At 42.7% G+C, this 15,427-nt stretch carries 15 protein-coding genes; 8 read left to right on the top strand and 7 right to left on the bottom strand.

The window, feature by feature from the left end; all coding sequences use genetic code 11:
• Positions 1-481: 481 nt before the first annotated feature.
• The 5 genes from PSE7429_RS06530 to PSE7429_RS06555 all read right to left on the bottom strand — a co-directional run bounded on the left by PSE7429_RS06530 (position 482) and on the right by PSE7429_RS06555 (position 5,583).
• Positions 482-2,431, bottom strand: a complete 1,950-nt coding sequence (locus PSE7429_RS06530) for a P-type ATPase (protein ID WP_009626312.1) — start codon at positions 2,429-2,431, stop codon at positions 482-484.
• 338 nt (positions 2,432-2,769) lie between these two features.
• Positions 2,770-3,441 carry a lysophospholipid acyltransferase family protein gene (locus PSE7429_RS06535; protein WP_009626313.1) on the bottom strand — a complete coding sequence of 224 codons (672 nt, stop codon included), beginning with the start codon at positions 3,439-3,441 and terminating at the stop codon, positions 2,770-2,772.
• A 202-nt stretch (positions 3,442-3,643) separates the two neighbouring features.
• A complete protein-coding gene (locus PSE7429_RS06540; protein ID WP_009626314.1) occupies positions 3,644-3,934 on the bottom strand; it encodes a BolA family protein in 291 nt (96 codons plus the stop codon).
• A gap of 43 nt (positions 3,935-3,977) precedes the next feature.
• Positions 3,978-4,691, bottom strand: coding sequence for a ribonuclease H-like domain-containing protein (locus tag PSE7429_RS06545; protein WP_009626315.1), 714 nt, complete (start codon positions 4,689-4,691; stop codon positions 3,978-3,980).
• A gap of 199 nt (positions 4,692-4,890) precedes the next feature.
• On the bottom strand, positions 4,891-5,583 hold the full coding sequence (locus PSE7429_RS06555; RefSeq protein WP_009626316.1) for an NUDIX hydrolase: 693 nt from the start codon (positions 5,581-5,583) through the stop codon (positions 4,891-4,893).
• A gap of 109 nt (positions 5,584-5,692) precedes the next feature.
• On the opposite strand from PSE7429_RS06555, the gene PSE7429_RS06560 reads away from it, so the two are divergent.
• The 8 genes from PSE7429_RS06560 (at position 5,693) to PSE7429_RS06595 (ending at position 13,636) form a co-directional block, all read left to right on the top strand.
• Positions 5,693-6,544 carry a protein phosphatase 2C domain-containing protein gene (locus tag PSE7429_RS06560; protein ID WP_009626317.1) on the top strand — a complete coding sequence of 284 codons (852 nt, stop codon included), beginning with the start codon at positions 5,693-5,695 and terminating at the stop codon, positions 6,542-6,544.
• Between the two features lie 198 nt (positions 6,545-6,742).
• A complete protein-coding gene (locus PSE7429_RS06565) occupies positions 6,743-7,516 on the top strand; it encodes an ADP-ribosylglycohydrolase family protein (protein WP_009626318.1) in 774 nt (257 codons plus the stop codon).
• Positions 7,510-8,283 carry an ADP-ribosylglycohydrolase family protein gene (locus PSE7429_RS06570; RefSeq protein WP_009626319.1) on the top strand — a complete coding sequence of 258 codons (774 nt, stop codon included), beginning with the start codon at positions 7,510-7,512 and terminating at the stop codon, positions 8,281-8,283. Before PSE7429_RS06565 ends, PSE7429_RS06570 begins: the two co-directional genes overlap by 7 nt.
• A complete protein-coding gene (locus PSE7429_RS06575) occupies positions 8,277-9,062 on the top strand; it encodes an ADP-ribosylglycohydrolase family protein (RefSeq protein WP_009626320.1) in 786 nt (261 codons plus the stop codon). The genes PSE7429_RS06570 and PSE7429_RS06575 overlap by 7 nt, the downstream gene beginning before the upstream one ends.
• 59 nt (positions 9,063-9,121) lie before the next feature.
• The gene (locus PSE7429_RS06580; protein ID WP_009626321.1) at positions 9,122-10,978 is read left to right on the top strand and encodes a hypothetical protein; all 1,857 of its coding nucleotides are present in this window, start codon (positions 9,122-9,124) and stop codon (positions 10,976-10,978) included.
• Positions 10,979-11,022: 44 nt separating this feature from the next.
• Positions 11,023-11,619 carry a hypothetical protein gene (locus PSE7429_RS06585; protein WP_009626322.1) on the top strand — a complete coding sequence of 199 codons (597 nt, stop codon included), beginning with the start codon at positions 11,023-11,025 and terminating at the stop codon, positions 11,617-11,619.
• Positions 11,620-11,643: 24 nt separating this feature from the next.
• Positions 11,644-12,696, top strand: coding sequence for a cysteine hydrolase family protein (locus tag PSE7429_RS06590; RefSeq protein WP_009626323.1), 1,053 nt, complete (start codon positions 11,644-11,646; stop codon positions 12,694-12,696).
• 166 nt (positions 12,697-12,862) lie between these two features.
• Entirely contained in the window at positions 12,863-13,636 is a 774-nt protein-coding gene (locus PSE7429_RS06595; protein ID WP_009626324.1) for a hypothetical protein, read from the top strand.
• 53 nt (positions 13,637-13,689) lie between these two features.
• Here the strand turns inward: PSE7429_RS06595 and PSE7429_RS06600 are convergent, their stop codons facing one another.
• Both PSE7429_RS06600 and PSE7429_RS24270 read right to left on the bottom strand, forming a co-directional pair.
• Positions 13,690-15,159, bottom strand: a complete 1,470-nt coding sequence (locus tag PSE7429_RS06600) for a BCD family MFS transporter (RefSeq protein ID WP_009626325.1) — start codon at positions 15,157-15,159, stop codon at positions 13,690-13,692.
• A 127-nt stretch (positions 15,160-15,286) separates the two neighbouring features.
• The coding region (locus tag PSE7429_RS24270; RefSeq protein WP_233424305.1) for an IS1 family transposase at positions 15,287-15,427 on the bottom strand (141 nt) is incomplete at its 5' end.

Consider the following 15,427-nt stretch of genomic DNA (forward strand, 5'->3'; position numbering starts at 1 on the left):
TGAAGCTTACATTGATTCCATCAAATTATTCTCGATGTATCGAGTCTGGAGTCAAAAAAACCAAAAAAATTCATATTTTTATTGTAAGTAGCTAGGCATAAGTAAACTTAAAACCTAGAAGAGCATACCGCCCGCGCAGCGGGCGGTATGCTCTTTGGTTTTGGTTTTTAATTATGCCGAACTACTTAAAAATTCATTCTCATAGCTATAGTTCAGTAATGTTAGGACAAAAATCAAACCCAATAGAGAGTTGCGGTGCTTCGCGCCGCAACTCTCTATTGGGTTTGATTTCCTGACTTACAGCACTTTGCGCTCAAACCCAAACCAAGGAAATTTTTAAAAGCGTTGCGAAGCAACGCTTTTAAAAATTTCCTTGTGGTTCGTTTGATCGATAATTGCTGTAACTTGGTATAAAAGGCTCCTCAAGATATTGCCGAAATAGAGCAATCGCCTTAACAACCTATCTGATTTTAAAATTCTCTTAGCCAGTTTTGATTAGCTCTTGTACCCAAAATACTGCGGTAGCACTGAGAAGGGCGATCGCCCATTCAATTCCACTTAGGGGAATTGTTGCCATCAGATCGCTAAACCACGGAAACTGCACGAAAACGATTTGGCAGATAGATACAAAGGAAATGCTAAGGAGAAGCGGCAAATTGCCAAACACACTACGACGGGCGATCGCACAGGCATGGAAAATTTGGCTAAAGCCAAGGGTGATAAATGCCATCGATCGCGCTTCTGAAAACAATGACGCTTGACCTTGGTATTTCAACCAAAAGACAGCGGAAATAGCGGTGATCGTAGCGGTAACGGCTAGCAAGATCCGCAGATAATTGCTAGGTCGCAACATGGTTTGGAAGCGATAGGCTGGCTGCAATAGGAGGTTTTCGTGGGTGGGTTCGAGGATGAGCGGAAATGCCACAAGAGGTGTAGCGATCGCGCCGACCCAGATTAATTGCAACGGCGGGATAGAAAATCCTGCGGCGGTATCCATGAGGGTCAGAATCGCTAAGGTAAAGGAGCTAGAGGCAGTCAAGAGAGCGATGCGTTGCAAACGATCAAAAATAGCGCGTCCTTCGAGAATAGCGATCGGCAAATAATGGAAGTCTTCTTTGGGCAAAATTAGCCCCGCACTATCCTGTAATTCTTTACAACAGGTGCGATCGCAAATGCCTACATCGGCTGTTCTTAATAAAGGAATATCCTCCACATCATTGCCAATGACAGCAACCGCTTGAGCCGATTTTAGCCGCTCACCTTGCCATTGGCGAATCCGTTCTTGAGGAGCCTCAAAATAGCTATGGGTTTCTATGCCAATTACGCGACTAAAGGCTTCCGCATCATCTTCGGAAGCACGGATTAATCCGCGCCACTCAATGCCTGCGCGACTCAAATTATCAAAACTCAGCACCACATCTGACTCCACAATTGGCACAATTGTGGTCACTCTGGCGATCGCATCTAATGTCGAAGGAAATCTTGCCCATATCCGCTGTTTAGCAAGATCGCGCATTCCAAATAATTGCACTTGGGTTGCGATGCGTAGTAGATTCTGGGGATAGGTACTGACGATGAGGGCCGCAGCGGTCATCGCATTGATCGTAATGCTCCTTTGCCATGCAAAGCCGATCGCGGTCGTCGTCACTAATAGCAGCAATCCAATCCAGACTTGGCGTAGTTGGCGCAATTCCGAATGCATAACCGAAAATGGCTTTTCCTTAATCAATGCAGCCTGTTCCTGAGTAAAGCGACTAGTCGCAATGACAATTCCCTTAGCAGTTCCTGAGGAAACTTCCGTTCCTGCATAGATCATATTGCTACATTCGAGGGGTGGCGTTTTCTCCTCAAAGGTCAAATCCGCTTGCTTTGTACAAATTGCATCGCCGCCCAAATTCGTTTGATTTATGCGTAAACCCTCCGATGTCTCTAGGACTCGTAGATCGACATTGGGGCGATCGCCTTCCTTCAATACCAATATATCCCCAAGTACTAAATCCCTCGATGGTATTTCCATTTCTTCGCGATCGCGCAATACAATTACGGAATTAGAAGGCGTATGTTGGCGGCGTTGAGGGCGATCACGACTGACTTTCTCTCTAGTTTTAATTGACCATAGGGCGATCACTACTCCAATCACTCCATGCAATCCCCCTACCAAAATTAACGCCCATCCCTCTGCACCATTCCACTGCAAAAAAATGGCCGCGCCCAACAGTATATAAGTCAAGGGATCGAGAAAAGGTTGTAACAGAACCTTGCCGATTGGACGCGATCGCGGTAATTTGTTGGCTCCTAAAAACCGCAACCTTTGCCGAGCATTCACATAGGATAACCCTTCTGCCGAGGATTCCAAAGTTGCCAATACTCGATCTACATCCATGTAGTGCCAAGGTTTCTGGAGATCCGACAGAAAGTCAAATTTGGTCATAGTTTGATTTTTGGGCTTCCGTTCGCTATTTAGTTTATACTAATTCCCCTATATGTGACGAAAATTAAGGGATTGTAAAACAGTCCCAGTAAGGTTTTGATGCCTCAAATCAAATCAAGCACGATGACCAAGGAACTAGTTTAGACATCTACTCTTCCCCCATCCTATGGTTAAGATTGACTAATAATTAACGTGAGTTCGAGATAATTTGAAATGGGTTTTGGGAAAGGGTTTGCTACGCAAACCCTTTCCCAAAACCCAAAAATAAAAGCCTTGCTTAGCAAGGCTTTTATTTTTGGGCTTTTAAAATTTGTCAGCTTAACCCGAACTGACGTTTTTTATCGACCTAAGGCATGGAGAGCATTAATAGCCTCCGCACATTTTTGGGTATAGGCTTCAAGGGTAGCGCGATCGCTCGAATCAGGTGCGGGAATTAACTCGCCGATCCTAACGGTGACGGGTTGAAATAACTTGGGAAATTTTGCCCCCTTCGGAAAAATCGTCTCCGTTCCCCAAACGCTTACGGGTAAAAACGGCGCTTGCGTTTTAGCCGCAATCATCGCCGCACCAAGCTTTGGCTCAGTAATCTTTCCATCTAGAGTCCTTGTACCTTGCAAAAAAATCCCCGTTGCCCAGCCCTTATTAATTGAATCGATCGCCGATCTAATGGCAGCGCGATCGCCTGCCCCCCGCTTGACAGGATATGCTCCGAAAGCTTGAATTGCTTGGCTGATTACAGGGATTGTAAACAACTCCTCCTTTGCCATAAATGCCACGGGGCGACCCATACAGCTCCCCACAATTAACGGATCGAAGTCACTAGCATGGTTACTAACCACGATAAGATTGCTAGTTAGGGGTACATTTTCTGCACCATAGATTTTCTCTTGATAAAACAGGTGTAATAGCGGTCTAACTACAATCCACTTAAACATCTTGTAAAGGATCGGGTTGCCACCCTTATCGGTTTCATCTTTGTTGGTGCTTGTAGGGGCTATATTGTTTTCCATTAACCAATCTTCCGCAATATTATTTCTTAAACTTAGTACGTATTTGGTACATTCTCCACTTTTAACCGCTATGCGATCGCCCGAAGTGAATATAGCTATAAGTACCTCAGCATAATTAAAATCCAGATCTAAAACCTGCGGCGCACGCTGCGCGTGCGTCGCAGGTTATAGGGCTTTATATTTAATTGAGCTCACTTACTTATTAATGATCGAGCTGACTCCATTGTTCGAGGGTATAGGTTTTAAGAGATAGCGCATGAATTGTTGTTTGCATTTGATCTTCTAAGGCCGCATAGACCATTCGATGTTGCTGCATCATGGTTTTACCCGTAAAGCCTGAAGCAACAACGATCGCATCGTAATGCCCACTACCTACAGGTGCATTCATTCGTCCTTGATGGTGTTTGTGGAGATCGCTGCGATCTTCGATCTCAACGACGGTTGCACCGATCTTTTCTTGCAAAATAGTTTTTATTGTGGATGCGACATTCATACTTTTACCATGGTAAATTACTAGGGATATTAGGTATATTTTGTTAATGGGAAGGTCTTTGTAAGGCTGCCCCCTGTCGTGAGCGGATGCGTTGTTCCGATCGCGGATCGATCTTGAGATTAATTGTCTGGTGCTTATGGCGATCGATTAAGGGAAATTGCGTTTGCCAGTTGCTAATAATATGAAAATAATTTTCGGCATCTTCTAAACAATACTCATAGATTTCATTAAGAATTGTTTCATATCCTTTTTCCTTACGTAATACTTTAATTCCATTGCGAAAAACATAATATCCCTTAATTCTTTTATAGATAGGAATTCCTAAATAAGCAAACAGATTATTTAATCCTTGATTGAGATCGGTGCGCTGACTGGTTCTCTGAAGGTCGAGGATTCTAATATTATCTACTTTAGGGATAAAGTCTAAGGCATCAATTCTTTGTCTTAAACAAAACATATCGCTTGTTGAAAGCCCGTAACCAACAAAATACTTTCCCTGCAAACTATGTAAATCATTTAAAATATCTTGAATTATCCGTTTTTCTTGAGTGCTCGATTCAATAAATTGAATTTTGATGTATTGTTCGTTGCTATCTTCTAAAATACGGGTAAGCGTATAACCAAATATTTTCTGTACCGATCCATTCTTTTGAAAATCGCGACACCATTCTAAGTCTAGAAAAACAAGATCGTACAGCGATCCATCATAGAAATTGTTTGTACATTGACTTGGAAGCTTGAGTTCCCTTTTATACATAGAGTTTGGCTCAGAGATGGGCTAGAGAAGAGCTAGCAAGTAGATTACTAATACATTTACCTATACATCGTAATGGTAATGTTCAGTTTGTGATCGCTAATTTGGCGATCGCATCATTAAGAAAGAACAAAAAAAGAACAAAAAAAGAGCAAAAATGGTTCGACGCTTTGGCGCTGCTTTCTGGGATGAGATTTCGGGGTTAGATTTCAAAGTTAAACCCATTTTGTTTTAGTTGTAAGTATTTATCCTCATCAAATTGATATAGTTTTGCGGCGCGGTGAGGAACACCTTGCTCGATTTCCCCAGTGTCAATCAGTAAGTCCATATTTAAGATTTTTTTGCGAAAATTACGCTTGTCTAAAGATCGAGCTAGTACGGTTTCGTAAAGTTTTTGGAGTTGGGAAAGGGTGAATTGCGTCGGCAATAGCTCAAACCCAATCGGCTCGTAACGAATTTTGCCACGCAATCTCGCGATCGCTATTCGCAAAATCTCATTATGGTCAAAGGCAAGTGGCGGGATGCGATCGATCGGGAACCAATTGGCATCCCTTGCATCGGTTGCTGCTTTAATTTGCTGCTCGCAAAGATCAATCAGGGCGTAATAGGCAACCGTGACCGTGCGATCTCGGGGATCGCGATCTAAGTTACCAAAGGTATAAAGCTGCTCTAGAAAAACATCATGAATTCCCGTTTCTTCTTGCAGTTCACGCAAAGCAGCCTCCTCAAGGGTCTCATCCATACGCACAAATCCCCCAGGGATCGCCCATTTCCCTTGAAATGGAGGAATATCGCGCTGAATGAGCATAACCTTAAGTTCTTGCTGCATGTCAAGTCCAAATACAATGCAATCAACAGTGAGGGCAGGTCGGGGGTATTCGTAGGTATGTGACATAGGTTTTAGGTGGGCAAAGTTTCTGCTATGCAGAAACTTTGCCAGTCATAGTTGACATAGTGTAAAAATAACACTATATTGGTTTGTGTAGTTTATACACTATATCGCGATGCAAGAACAAGTAGATATTCTCGATGAGCGATCGCTAGATATTTCTGAATTCTTTGATCAGGATTTAACAAATCAATTTGAATATGCAAGCGGTTCCATCATCGGGCGTAACCATGTTCTCGCTGGCAAAAACAATCAGGATGCTTATCAGATTGTTAAACAAGAAAAATGTATAACTGCGGTGGTGTGCGATGGCTGCGGTAGTGGTAAACATAGCGAAGTCGGTGCAAAGTTAGGCGCAAATCTGGTGATTAATGCGATCGCCGATCTACTCAATCAAGAGGAAAATCAAGATTTAGAAATCGAGCCTGAATTTTGGCATCTTCTTAAGCTCCATTTATTGCGGAAATTACAGGATATTGGCTCGATTGCTAATGCTGATATGCAATTTGTGAATGATTACCTGTTATTTACAATTGTCGGTGCATTAATTACGCCTCGCGAAACCATCACTTTCTCTATGGGCGATGGCGCGATCGCGATCAATGGCAAACTCAAGCAAATCTCTCCCTATCCCAATAATGCTCCCCCCTATCTAGCCTATGGGCTGTACAAACCCGAAGCGATAAATTTTGAAATACGCGATCGCCTACCCACATCAGAACTAGAATCCCTTCTGATTGCTACTGATGGAATTAGTGATTTAGTACAAGTTGAAGATATCCATCAATTTTGGCAAGAAGCCCGCTATTTCAAAAATCCCGATGCCATCCGCCGCAAATTAGCAATTCTCAATCGGGAAGAAGCCAAGCCTGATTGGCATAAGCGAGAACTAATTAAGCGATCGGGCGTTTTGTCAGATGATACGAGTTTGGTAGTGATTAGAAGGTTTTTAGCTGTTAGCAATTAGCTGTTAGCAATTAGCTGTTAGCTGTTAGCTTACAAAGAAAAACTTTGAATTACCAATCACTTAAAAAAGCTAAAAGCCAAAAGCTAAAAGCTAAAAGCCAAAAGCTAAAAGCTAAAAGCCAAAAGCCAAAAGCTAAAAGCCAAAAGCTAAAAGCCAAAAGCTAAAAGCTAAAAGCCAATTACCCAAAAGGAAAAAACTATGTTAGGTGCAATTGTTGGTGATATTGTCGGTTCTATTTATGAGTTTAATAACCATCGTTCTAAAGAATTTTCGCTCTTTGGACAAGGATGTGGTTATACCGATGATACGGTCTTGACTGTGGCTGTTGCCGATTGCTTAATGAGTAATGGTAATTATGCTGAAACTATCAAAAATTATGCCCGTAAATATCCCGCAAGAGGATATGGTTTAATGTTTTCTCAATGGATGCGTTCTGACAATATGGAAGCATACAATAGCTGGGGTAATGGTTCCGCTATGCGTGTTAGTGCAGTTGGATTTGCCTTTGACACTTTGGACATGGTGGTGCAAGAATCAAAGCGATCGGCTGAAGTTACCCATGATCATCCTGAAGGAATTAAGGGCGCACAAGCAACGGCTGTCGCAATTTATATGGCGCGAAAGGGTCAAAGTAAAGAGCAAATAAAATCAGCGATCGCAAAATCTTTTGGCTATGACTTAGATAGAACTTTAGACGAAATTCGTCCTGTTTATCAATTTAATGAGTCCTGTCAAGAAACTGTTCCCGAAGCAATTATTGCATTTCTAGAATCAACAGATTTTGAAGATGCAATTCGCAATGGAATTTCCCTTGGTGGTGATAGCGATACTTTAACCTGTATTACAGGCGGCATAGCCGAAGCTTTTTATGGTGGTGTACCCCAAAATATTGCAGATAAAGCTTTAAGTTACTTGCCTAAAGAAATGCGTGAAGTAGTTGAAGAATTTAGAACGAGGTATGACTTATGTTAGGTGCGATCGCTGGCGATATTATTGGCTCGATTTACGAAATCTCCAATCACCGATCCAAAGACTTCCCTCTTTTTAGTGAAGGATGCCGATTTACTGATGACACGGTTTTAACTGTAGCGATAGCGGATTGCTTAATGCATCAAGGTAGCTATGCTGAATATATCAAAACCTATGCTCGACTTTATCCCACAAGAGGATATGGTGGACGATTCATTGAATGGATGAACTCAGAAGCAATGGAACCATACAATAGTTGGGGAAATGGCTCGGCGATGAGAGTTAGTCCCATTGGATTCGCTTATACAGATAGAGATGCTGTCATGCATGAGGCAAAGTGTTCTGCTGAAGTTACTCATAACCATCCTGAGGGGGTTAAAGGTGCACAAGCAACGGCAATCACAGTCTTCATGGCGCGCCAAGGTCACAGTAAAGAGCAAATTAAGACAGAAATAGTCAATTCCTTTGGATATGATTTGAGGCGCACCTTGGATGAGATTCGTCCAACATACAAATTTGATGTATCTTGCCAAGGAACTGTTCCACAGGCTATCACCGCATTTCTAGAATCAACCGATTTTGAAGATGCAATTCGGAATGCAATTTCCTTGGGTGGTGATAGTGATACGCTCGCTTGTATTACAGGAGCCATAGCTGAAGCCTATTATGGTGGTGTTCCTGAAGCGATCGCCGAAAAAGTCTTTACTTACCTCACGCCGAGAGTTCGCCAAGTTGTAGAAAAATTTAGGGAATGGAGGAATTTATGTTAGGTGCGATCGCTGGTGATATTATCGGCTCGATTTACGAAGTAGTGCCGATGAAGCGTAAAGACTTCAAACTATTCTCCTTTAACAGTCATTTTAGTGATGACACCGTTCTTACCTATGCTGTAGCAAAATCCCTTCTTACGGGAACTAGCTATACTGGCAACTTCAAAAAATGCTTTTGGTGCTATCCCCTAGCAGGTTTTGGACAGAGATTTACCTGCTGGGCAATGAGCAATCGGAAAGAAGGCTATAACAGTTGGGGTAACGGTGCAGCGATGCGCGTCAGCCCGATCGCATGGGCATACGATAATCTCGAAGATGTCCTCAAAGAAGCGGAGCGTTGTACGGCGGCAACGCATAACCATCCTGAAGGTATCAAAGGCGGACAGGCAACAGCGGTAGCGATTTTCTTAGCGCGTCAGGGCAAGACTAAGGCGGAAATTCGCGACTATATCGAGCAAACTTTCCATTACAATTTGCATCGCACCATCGATGAAATTCGCCCCAATTATAAGTTTGAGGTGTCCTGTCAAAAAAGTGTTCCCGAAGCAATTATCGCCTTTTTAGAATCAACGGATTTTGAAGATGCGATTCGCAATGCTGTATCCCTTGGAGGTGATAGTGACACGATCGCTTGTATTACAGGTAGCATTGCTGAAGCCTTTTATGGTGGTGTTCCTGAAGCGATCGCCAAACCTGTCTGGAAAAAATTAGATCGGCAGATTCGCCATACAGTACTTGAGTTTGGAAAAGTTTATCAATTGCCTTACAACAAAATGTAGAAGCAATTCATGAATTGCTTCTACATTAAAAATATGCCAATTTTGAATAGGTAAAAATCATGGATATCTATCTCAATCAAAAGCGAATTAAAGTTAATCCCAAAAATGCGATCGGCAAGGGTGGCGAAGCGGATATCTATGATCTCAAAAATGGGAAGGTTCTCAAACTATTCAAAACTGCTGATCATCCTGATTATCAATTGCTTCCACAAGAACAATTAGCAGCTCAAGCGAGATTATCAATCCATCAACAAAAATTACCTGCATTTCCCCAAAATTTACCTTCGAGGGTAATTAAACCTGAAGCGTTAGCCACAGACAAACAGGGAATGATATTGGGCTATGCGATGCCATTTTTGCAAAATACCGTAACGCTTTTGAAATATAGCGATCGCAATTATCGCCAAACTAACGCGATCTCACAGCAAGTTGTGACGAACTTATTTCGCGACTTGCATGAAACGGTTTTGAAAATCCATCAAGTCAATGTCACGATTGGTGATTTCAATGATTTGAATCTATTGGTTTCTCAAAATCAAGTTAACCTCATTGATGCGGATTCCTTTCAGTTTGAGCAATTTCCCTGTCAGGTATTCACGGCAAGATTTGTCGATCCGATCCTGTGCGATCGCAACGCCAATCAGCCAATTTTAACCAGTCCCCACAATCCTGATTCTGATTGGTATGCCTTCACGGTGATGTTGATGCAGAGTCTCCTCTATGTCGATCCCTATGGCGGCGTATATAAGCCCAAATCGCCAGCGGCAATAATTCCCCACAGTGCCAGACCACTCCAAAGGATTACGATATTTCATCCTGATGTCCGCTATCCCAAGCCCGCAATTCCTTACAAAATTCTATCCGATGATTTATTACAACATTTCCACAATTGCTTTGAAAAAGATTGGCGCAGTACTTTCCCCCTATCTTTGCTCGAATCAATGCATTGGACTAAATGCAATCAATGCGGAATCGAACATTTAAGAACTACTTGCCCAATTTGTACGCCTTTAATTGCGATTGTTCCCTCTACCACTGCAAGAGGAACAGGAGATGAAAGCAAGTGTAAGGTTCTCCATATATTCCAAACCGAAGGCGTAATTCTGCAAGTCGCTTTACAAAATAATTCTCTTAATTATCTCTATCACGCTAACCACGAATTTAAACGCGAAGACAACGTAGTTTTATTGTCAGGAGAACTCAATGCTAATATTCAATTCGCCATCTTTGGTAAGTCCACAATCATTACCAAGCAAAGCAAAGCGCTTACTCTCACTCAAGGACAAACGCAAGCGATCGCCGCCGAATTAATCCGAGCTAATTCTTTTTCTCGCTATTGGATTGACAATGGGCAATTACTCCGCGATGGCAAGTTAGGGGCTGAATATATTGGCGATATTCTCGAAGGACAAACGCAATTCTGGATTGGGGAAACCTTCGGGTTTGGCTTCTATCGCGCAGGTTCTCTCAGTGTCGCTTTTACCTTTGATGCTATACGTTCAGGAATATGCGATCGCCTGAATCCCCCCCCCATTCAAGGAGAATTAATCGATGTAAATTGCGTCTTTAGTAATGAAATCTGCTGGTTCTTCACCATCACCCAAGAGCAAGGCAACATCATGCATCGAGTTTCTGTATTGCGTCCTAATGGTGAATTAGTAGCAACTCTCGTTGGTCAAAAAGGCGATATTACATGGTTGACGAATATTCATGGAGGCAGTGCGATCGCAAATTGGCTATTTGTTCCCACTGACGAAGGTATCGCTAGAGTCGAGGTGCGAAATGGACAGATTATGATTAATAAAACTTTCCCCGAAACCGAACCCTATGTCGATAGCGGCTGTTCTCTAATCGTCGGTTCGCAAGGCATCTATGCGATTCACACCCGAAAGATTTTACAGATACAATTGTCTTAACACCAGATTTTTCCTTTTTCCTTTCAACTTTTTCCTTGAAAATCATGTCTTACAGTGAATTTACTCTAGAATCAGTTCAAATAGCCTTTGACCTCACGGTTACTGAACGGGCTAATTTACTAGATGATTCTCCATTAGCGGAAACTAGTGAATTTCTAAAACAACTTCTAAAAGAATTTGTTCCTTTAGCACTGGCAATGAACACCGAAAAAGCGCGATCGGAATTAATTATTGCGCCGATTTTAGTAGAAGTTCGCAAGAAATACTTAGACAAAGCGAGTTTATTCTCAGGTGTGGAACTAAATATTGATCGCGATTCTGGATTAAATGGTGTTTGTGATTTTTTATTAAGCCGATCGCCTTCACAACTAATGCTTAAAGCACCTGTAGTCGTTGTAGTTGAGGCGAAAAAGGAGAATATCAACGGAGCGTTAGGACAATGTATTGCCGAAATGTGGGGAGCGAAACTTTTTAATCAACAGCACCAAAATGATATTTCTGTCATCTATGGGGCCGCCACCACTGGCAACGATTGGAAGTTTTTGAGACTATGCGATCGCCTTGTAGAGATTGATTTAACTGAGTATCAACTCAGCAACATCGACAAAATTCTGGGTATTCTTTCTCTCTCTTTTCAATAATTTTAAAACAGGAAAACTCTAACCATGACTACTCAAATTGTTACACAACTTCCCATTCCTGCCTTTTTTGATCGCCACAAAGTCGGATCGGTATGGCGTGTTCCCTATCAAGATCGGGCAAACCAAGCCGAAGCATGGGCAAAACAACATGGCATTGTACCCGCCGCTAAGGATCGCAAGAAAATTTGTTTGATGGCGATCGATGTGCAGAATACCTTTTGTATTCCCGATCATGAGCTATTTGTCGGTGGTCGCTCTGGTACTGGTGCGATCGAAGATAATGTGCGTTTGTGCGAATTTATCTATCGTAACCTGCACCACATCAGTGAAATTGCGCCCACGATGGACACGCATACCGCCATGCAAATCTTCCATCCCATCTTTTGGGTAAATGACGCAGGCGAACATCCCATTCCCAATGCCACTTCTATTACTCTAGAAGATGTCCAGCAAGGCAAGTGGAAAGTAAATCCAGCGATCGCCTATAGTCTCGCCAAAGGAAACTACATGGCAATCCAGCGCCACGCCTTGCATTATGTCCAAAAACTCAGCGATGAAGGCAAGTTTCCACTTACGGTTTGGGCTTATCACTCCATGCTCGGCGGCATCGGTCATGCGCTAGTTTCGGCTGTAGAAGAAGCAATGTTTTTCCATAATATCGCAAGGCATAGTCAGACTAACTTTGAGATTAAAGGTGGCAATCCTCTCACGGAGAACTATTCCGTATTGCGTCCTGAAGTAATGGATGGAGCCGATGGCAGACCGATCGCCCAAAAGAATACGCGCTTTTTGCAAAGGTTACTGGAATTTGACGCAGTAATCATTGCAGGTCAAGCTAAGAGCCATTGCGTAGCATGGACAATTCAAGACTTGCTCAGTGAAATTCTCGCCCATGATCCAAAACTCGCGAAGAAAGTCTATCTGCTCGAAGATTGCACTTCACCCGTAGTCGTTCCTAACGTTGTGGACTACACCGATCAAGCCGATGCAGCATTTCAACGCTTTGCCGATGCAGGAATGCACTTGGTCAAATCCATTACGGCAATGGAATCTTGGACAGATCTCAATCTTGTATAAACTCCAAATTTTCAGAATAAAAAGGAAAAGACTTCCCCTAATCAACAACAAACCCAAAGCTAAAGACTAAAAGCTAAAGACTAAAAGCTAAAGACTAAAAGCTAAAGACTAAAAGCCAAAAGCCAATTACCAATCACCAATCACCAATTACCCATTACCAATAAAAATGACCAACATCAACGACCTCTTCCAATCCGCCCTAGATGACGGAACCCTTTCCAATGAATCTTTGCAAGCATTGACTGTTTATGACCTCGGCACACAAATTCAAGCAGGACTTGGCATTCATGTTGATGATGTAATGTCCAGCGAAGTTGTGCTAGTAACAGTCATGCCCGATGACTCAGGCTCGATTCAATATGCGGGTAATGCTCAAGCTGTGCGGGGTGGACATAACTCTGTCATCGATGCACTGACCTCCTCACAGCAACAAGATAACATTCTGATTCACAATCGCTATCTGAATGGAATAGTTCTCTATCCCTACTGCCCGATCGCTCAAGCTATTCGTATGGATACCAAAAATTACGATCCCAATAAAGGTACGCCCCTTTATGACCAAACGGTAGTGCTATTGGGGACGGTCTTAGCGAAGGCACAGGAATTTTCGGATAATGGTGTGCCAGTTCGCACTGTGACCCTAATTATTACCGATGGTGACGATTGTGGTTCGATCCGCCATTCAGCCAAGGATGTTGCCGCGATCGCCCACGATATGTTGCGCATGGAAAATCACATTATTGCGGCAATGGGCATAGATGATAACTCCACGGATTTTCGGAAAGTTTTTAAAGAAATGGGCATCCGAGATGAATGGATTCTCACACCTGCTAATAGCGATGCCGAAATCAGAAAAGCCTTTCAAGTCTTTTCGCAATCGGCAATGCGAGCGAGTCAGAGTGCGGCTAACTTTAATTCTCTTGGTGGGTTTGGAGAATAGAATTACCGCGCCTTTGGCGTGGTAATTCTATTAATTCTATTAATCAAATTCTATTAATCAATTTCGTTGGCAAATACTGTTGCGATCGCCTGTTTGGCATCGGTGCGAAATTCCTGCACATTCACACGACTCAATAAAACTACGGCGCAAATCATCACCGCAGCTTCACAGACAAATACAAAGCCATAGGCGATCGTATTAGAATCACTAAATAGCTTTTTGCCAATATCTAATACTACTCCACCTGCGACTGTGGCAAGTCCTTTAGCGATCGCTTGAGATAATCCCCAAGCGCCGACAAAAGTTCCTGCCGTCTCTGCGGCTGTGAGGTCTAGCATTAAACTTAAGGCTCCTGAAGTGGTAATTCCCGAAGCAAAACCAAAAAGCGCTAGGGAAACTTGCAAAGCCCATGTTTTTTGGATAAATCCAGATACCAGTAATAGAGCACAACTTGCTGCGACTAGATAGCAACCTAATCTCGTGGAATTTTCTTTGCCTAGTTTGGGAACGATTAAAAAGCCCGAAGAACTCAAGCCAATCAAAGTACCCATCCCAAAAGCAGCATTAAGTTGTGTAGTCGCACAAATACTCATACCAAATACTGCGCCGCCAAAGGGTTCCATAATTGCATCCTGCATGAAAATGCCAATAGTCATCATCAGTAAGAATGAGAAGAATAAACCCGTTTGTTTACTCGCCGTTAATACTTTTAAGGCTCTAGCAAGACTGAGTTTATCTTCTGCATTAGTTCCATTAAGAACATGATTTTCCGCAACGCGCAACTTATAGCGTGAATATTTTTGCTCGATGCCATAGGTAGCAGCAAAAGATAGAGCGACCACCGCCGAAGGAACAATCACAAATACCGAATTAACCGCTTTTTGTAACTGAGCAAGGCGATCGCCATTAGCATAAATTGAAATTTCGTTTGGTGGTGCTCCCGTGCAGGGAAGCAATTTAGAAACAGCGATCGCGCCAATGACAATGCCGACCATCAGCATCGACCAAACGATCCCCACTAATTTCGAGCGTTCTTCCTCATCGGAAATATCCACTAATAAAGCAGCAAAGGGAGTAGAGCTAAAGCTAATTGCCATACCATAAAGAGCAAACATGACCGCCAGAAAAGCTGCCCATACATAGGTCATCCCATTCCATCCCATCTCATGGACACTGCGTCCTAATTCCCACATAATCTGGGTCGTTAAAAATCCGACGATCGCAAATACTACTGCCCCAATCCAGACATAACCCGAACGATGCGTTCCAAAAATAGTCTTGGCATCAGAAGTCTGTCCAAACCAGATGCGAGACGGTGACACAAATAGGGGCATGGCAATAAATCCTGCGGTAAGGGTGGCAGGAATGGTCAGTTCATTAATCATCAGTCGGTTCAGTAAGCCTGCAACCAACAAAGACATAATCCCTAAACCCATCTGAAATAGACCGATCCGAAACATTTGGAGTAAAGGGAGTTTAGGCGGTAACTCTTCTAAGTTAGTAATATCGACTTGATTATTCATTGATTGAGATTGAGATTAAAAAATTACTAAAAAATGACTAATACTCACTTTAGCACTCGATTCGGAATGCCCCGCATAGAGATAAGGTCGCACTTATCGCAGCCTTGACGTAAGAAATGGGGTAGTCCTAAAAAGGAAAGGACGCACACGGAGGTAAAGAAGTGTTGTAATGATGAATAAAATTCCAAATGGCCCCAATGTGATTTTCCAACTTCTTAGAAAAGGATAAGGTCTTTCTAACTAGTCTAGATACTCGTTGACGTAACGT

Origin of the sequence: Pseudanabaena biceps PCC 7429 (genome assembly GCF_000332215.1) — a bacterium.
Classification (GTDB): Bacteria; Cyanobacteriota; Cyanobacteriia; order Pseudanabaenales; family Pseudanabaenaceae; genus Pseudanabaena; species Pseudanabaena biceps.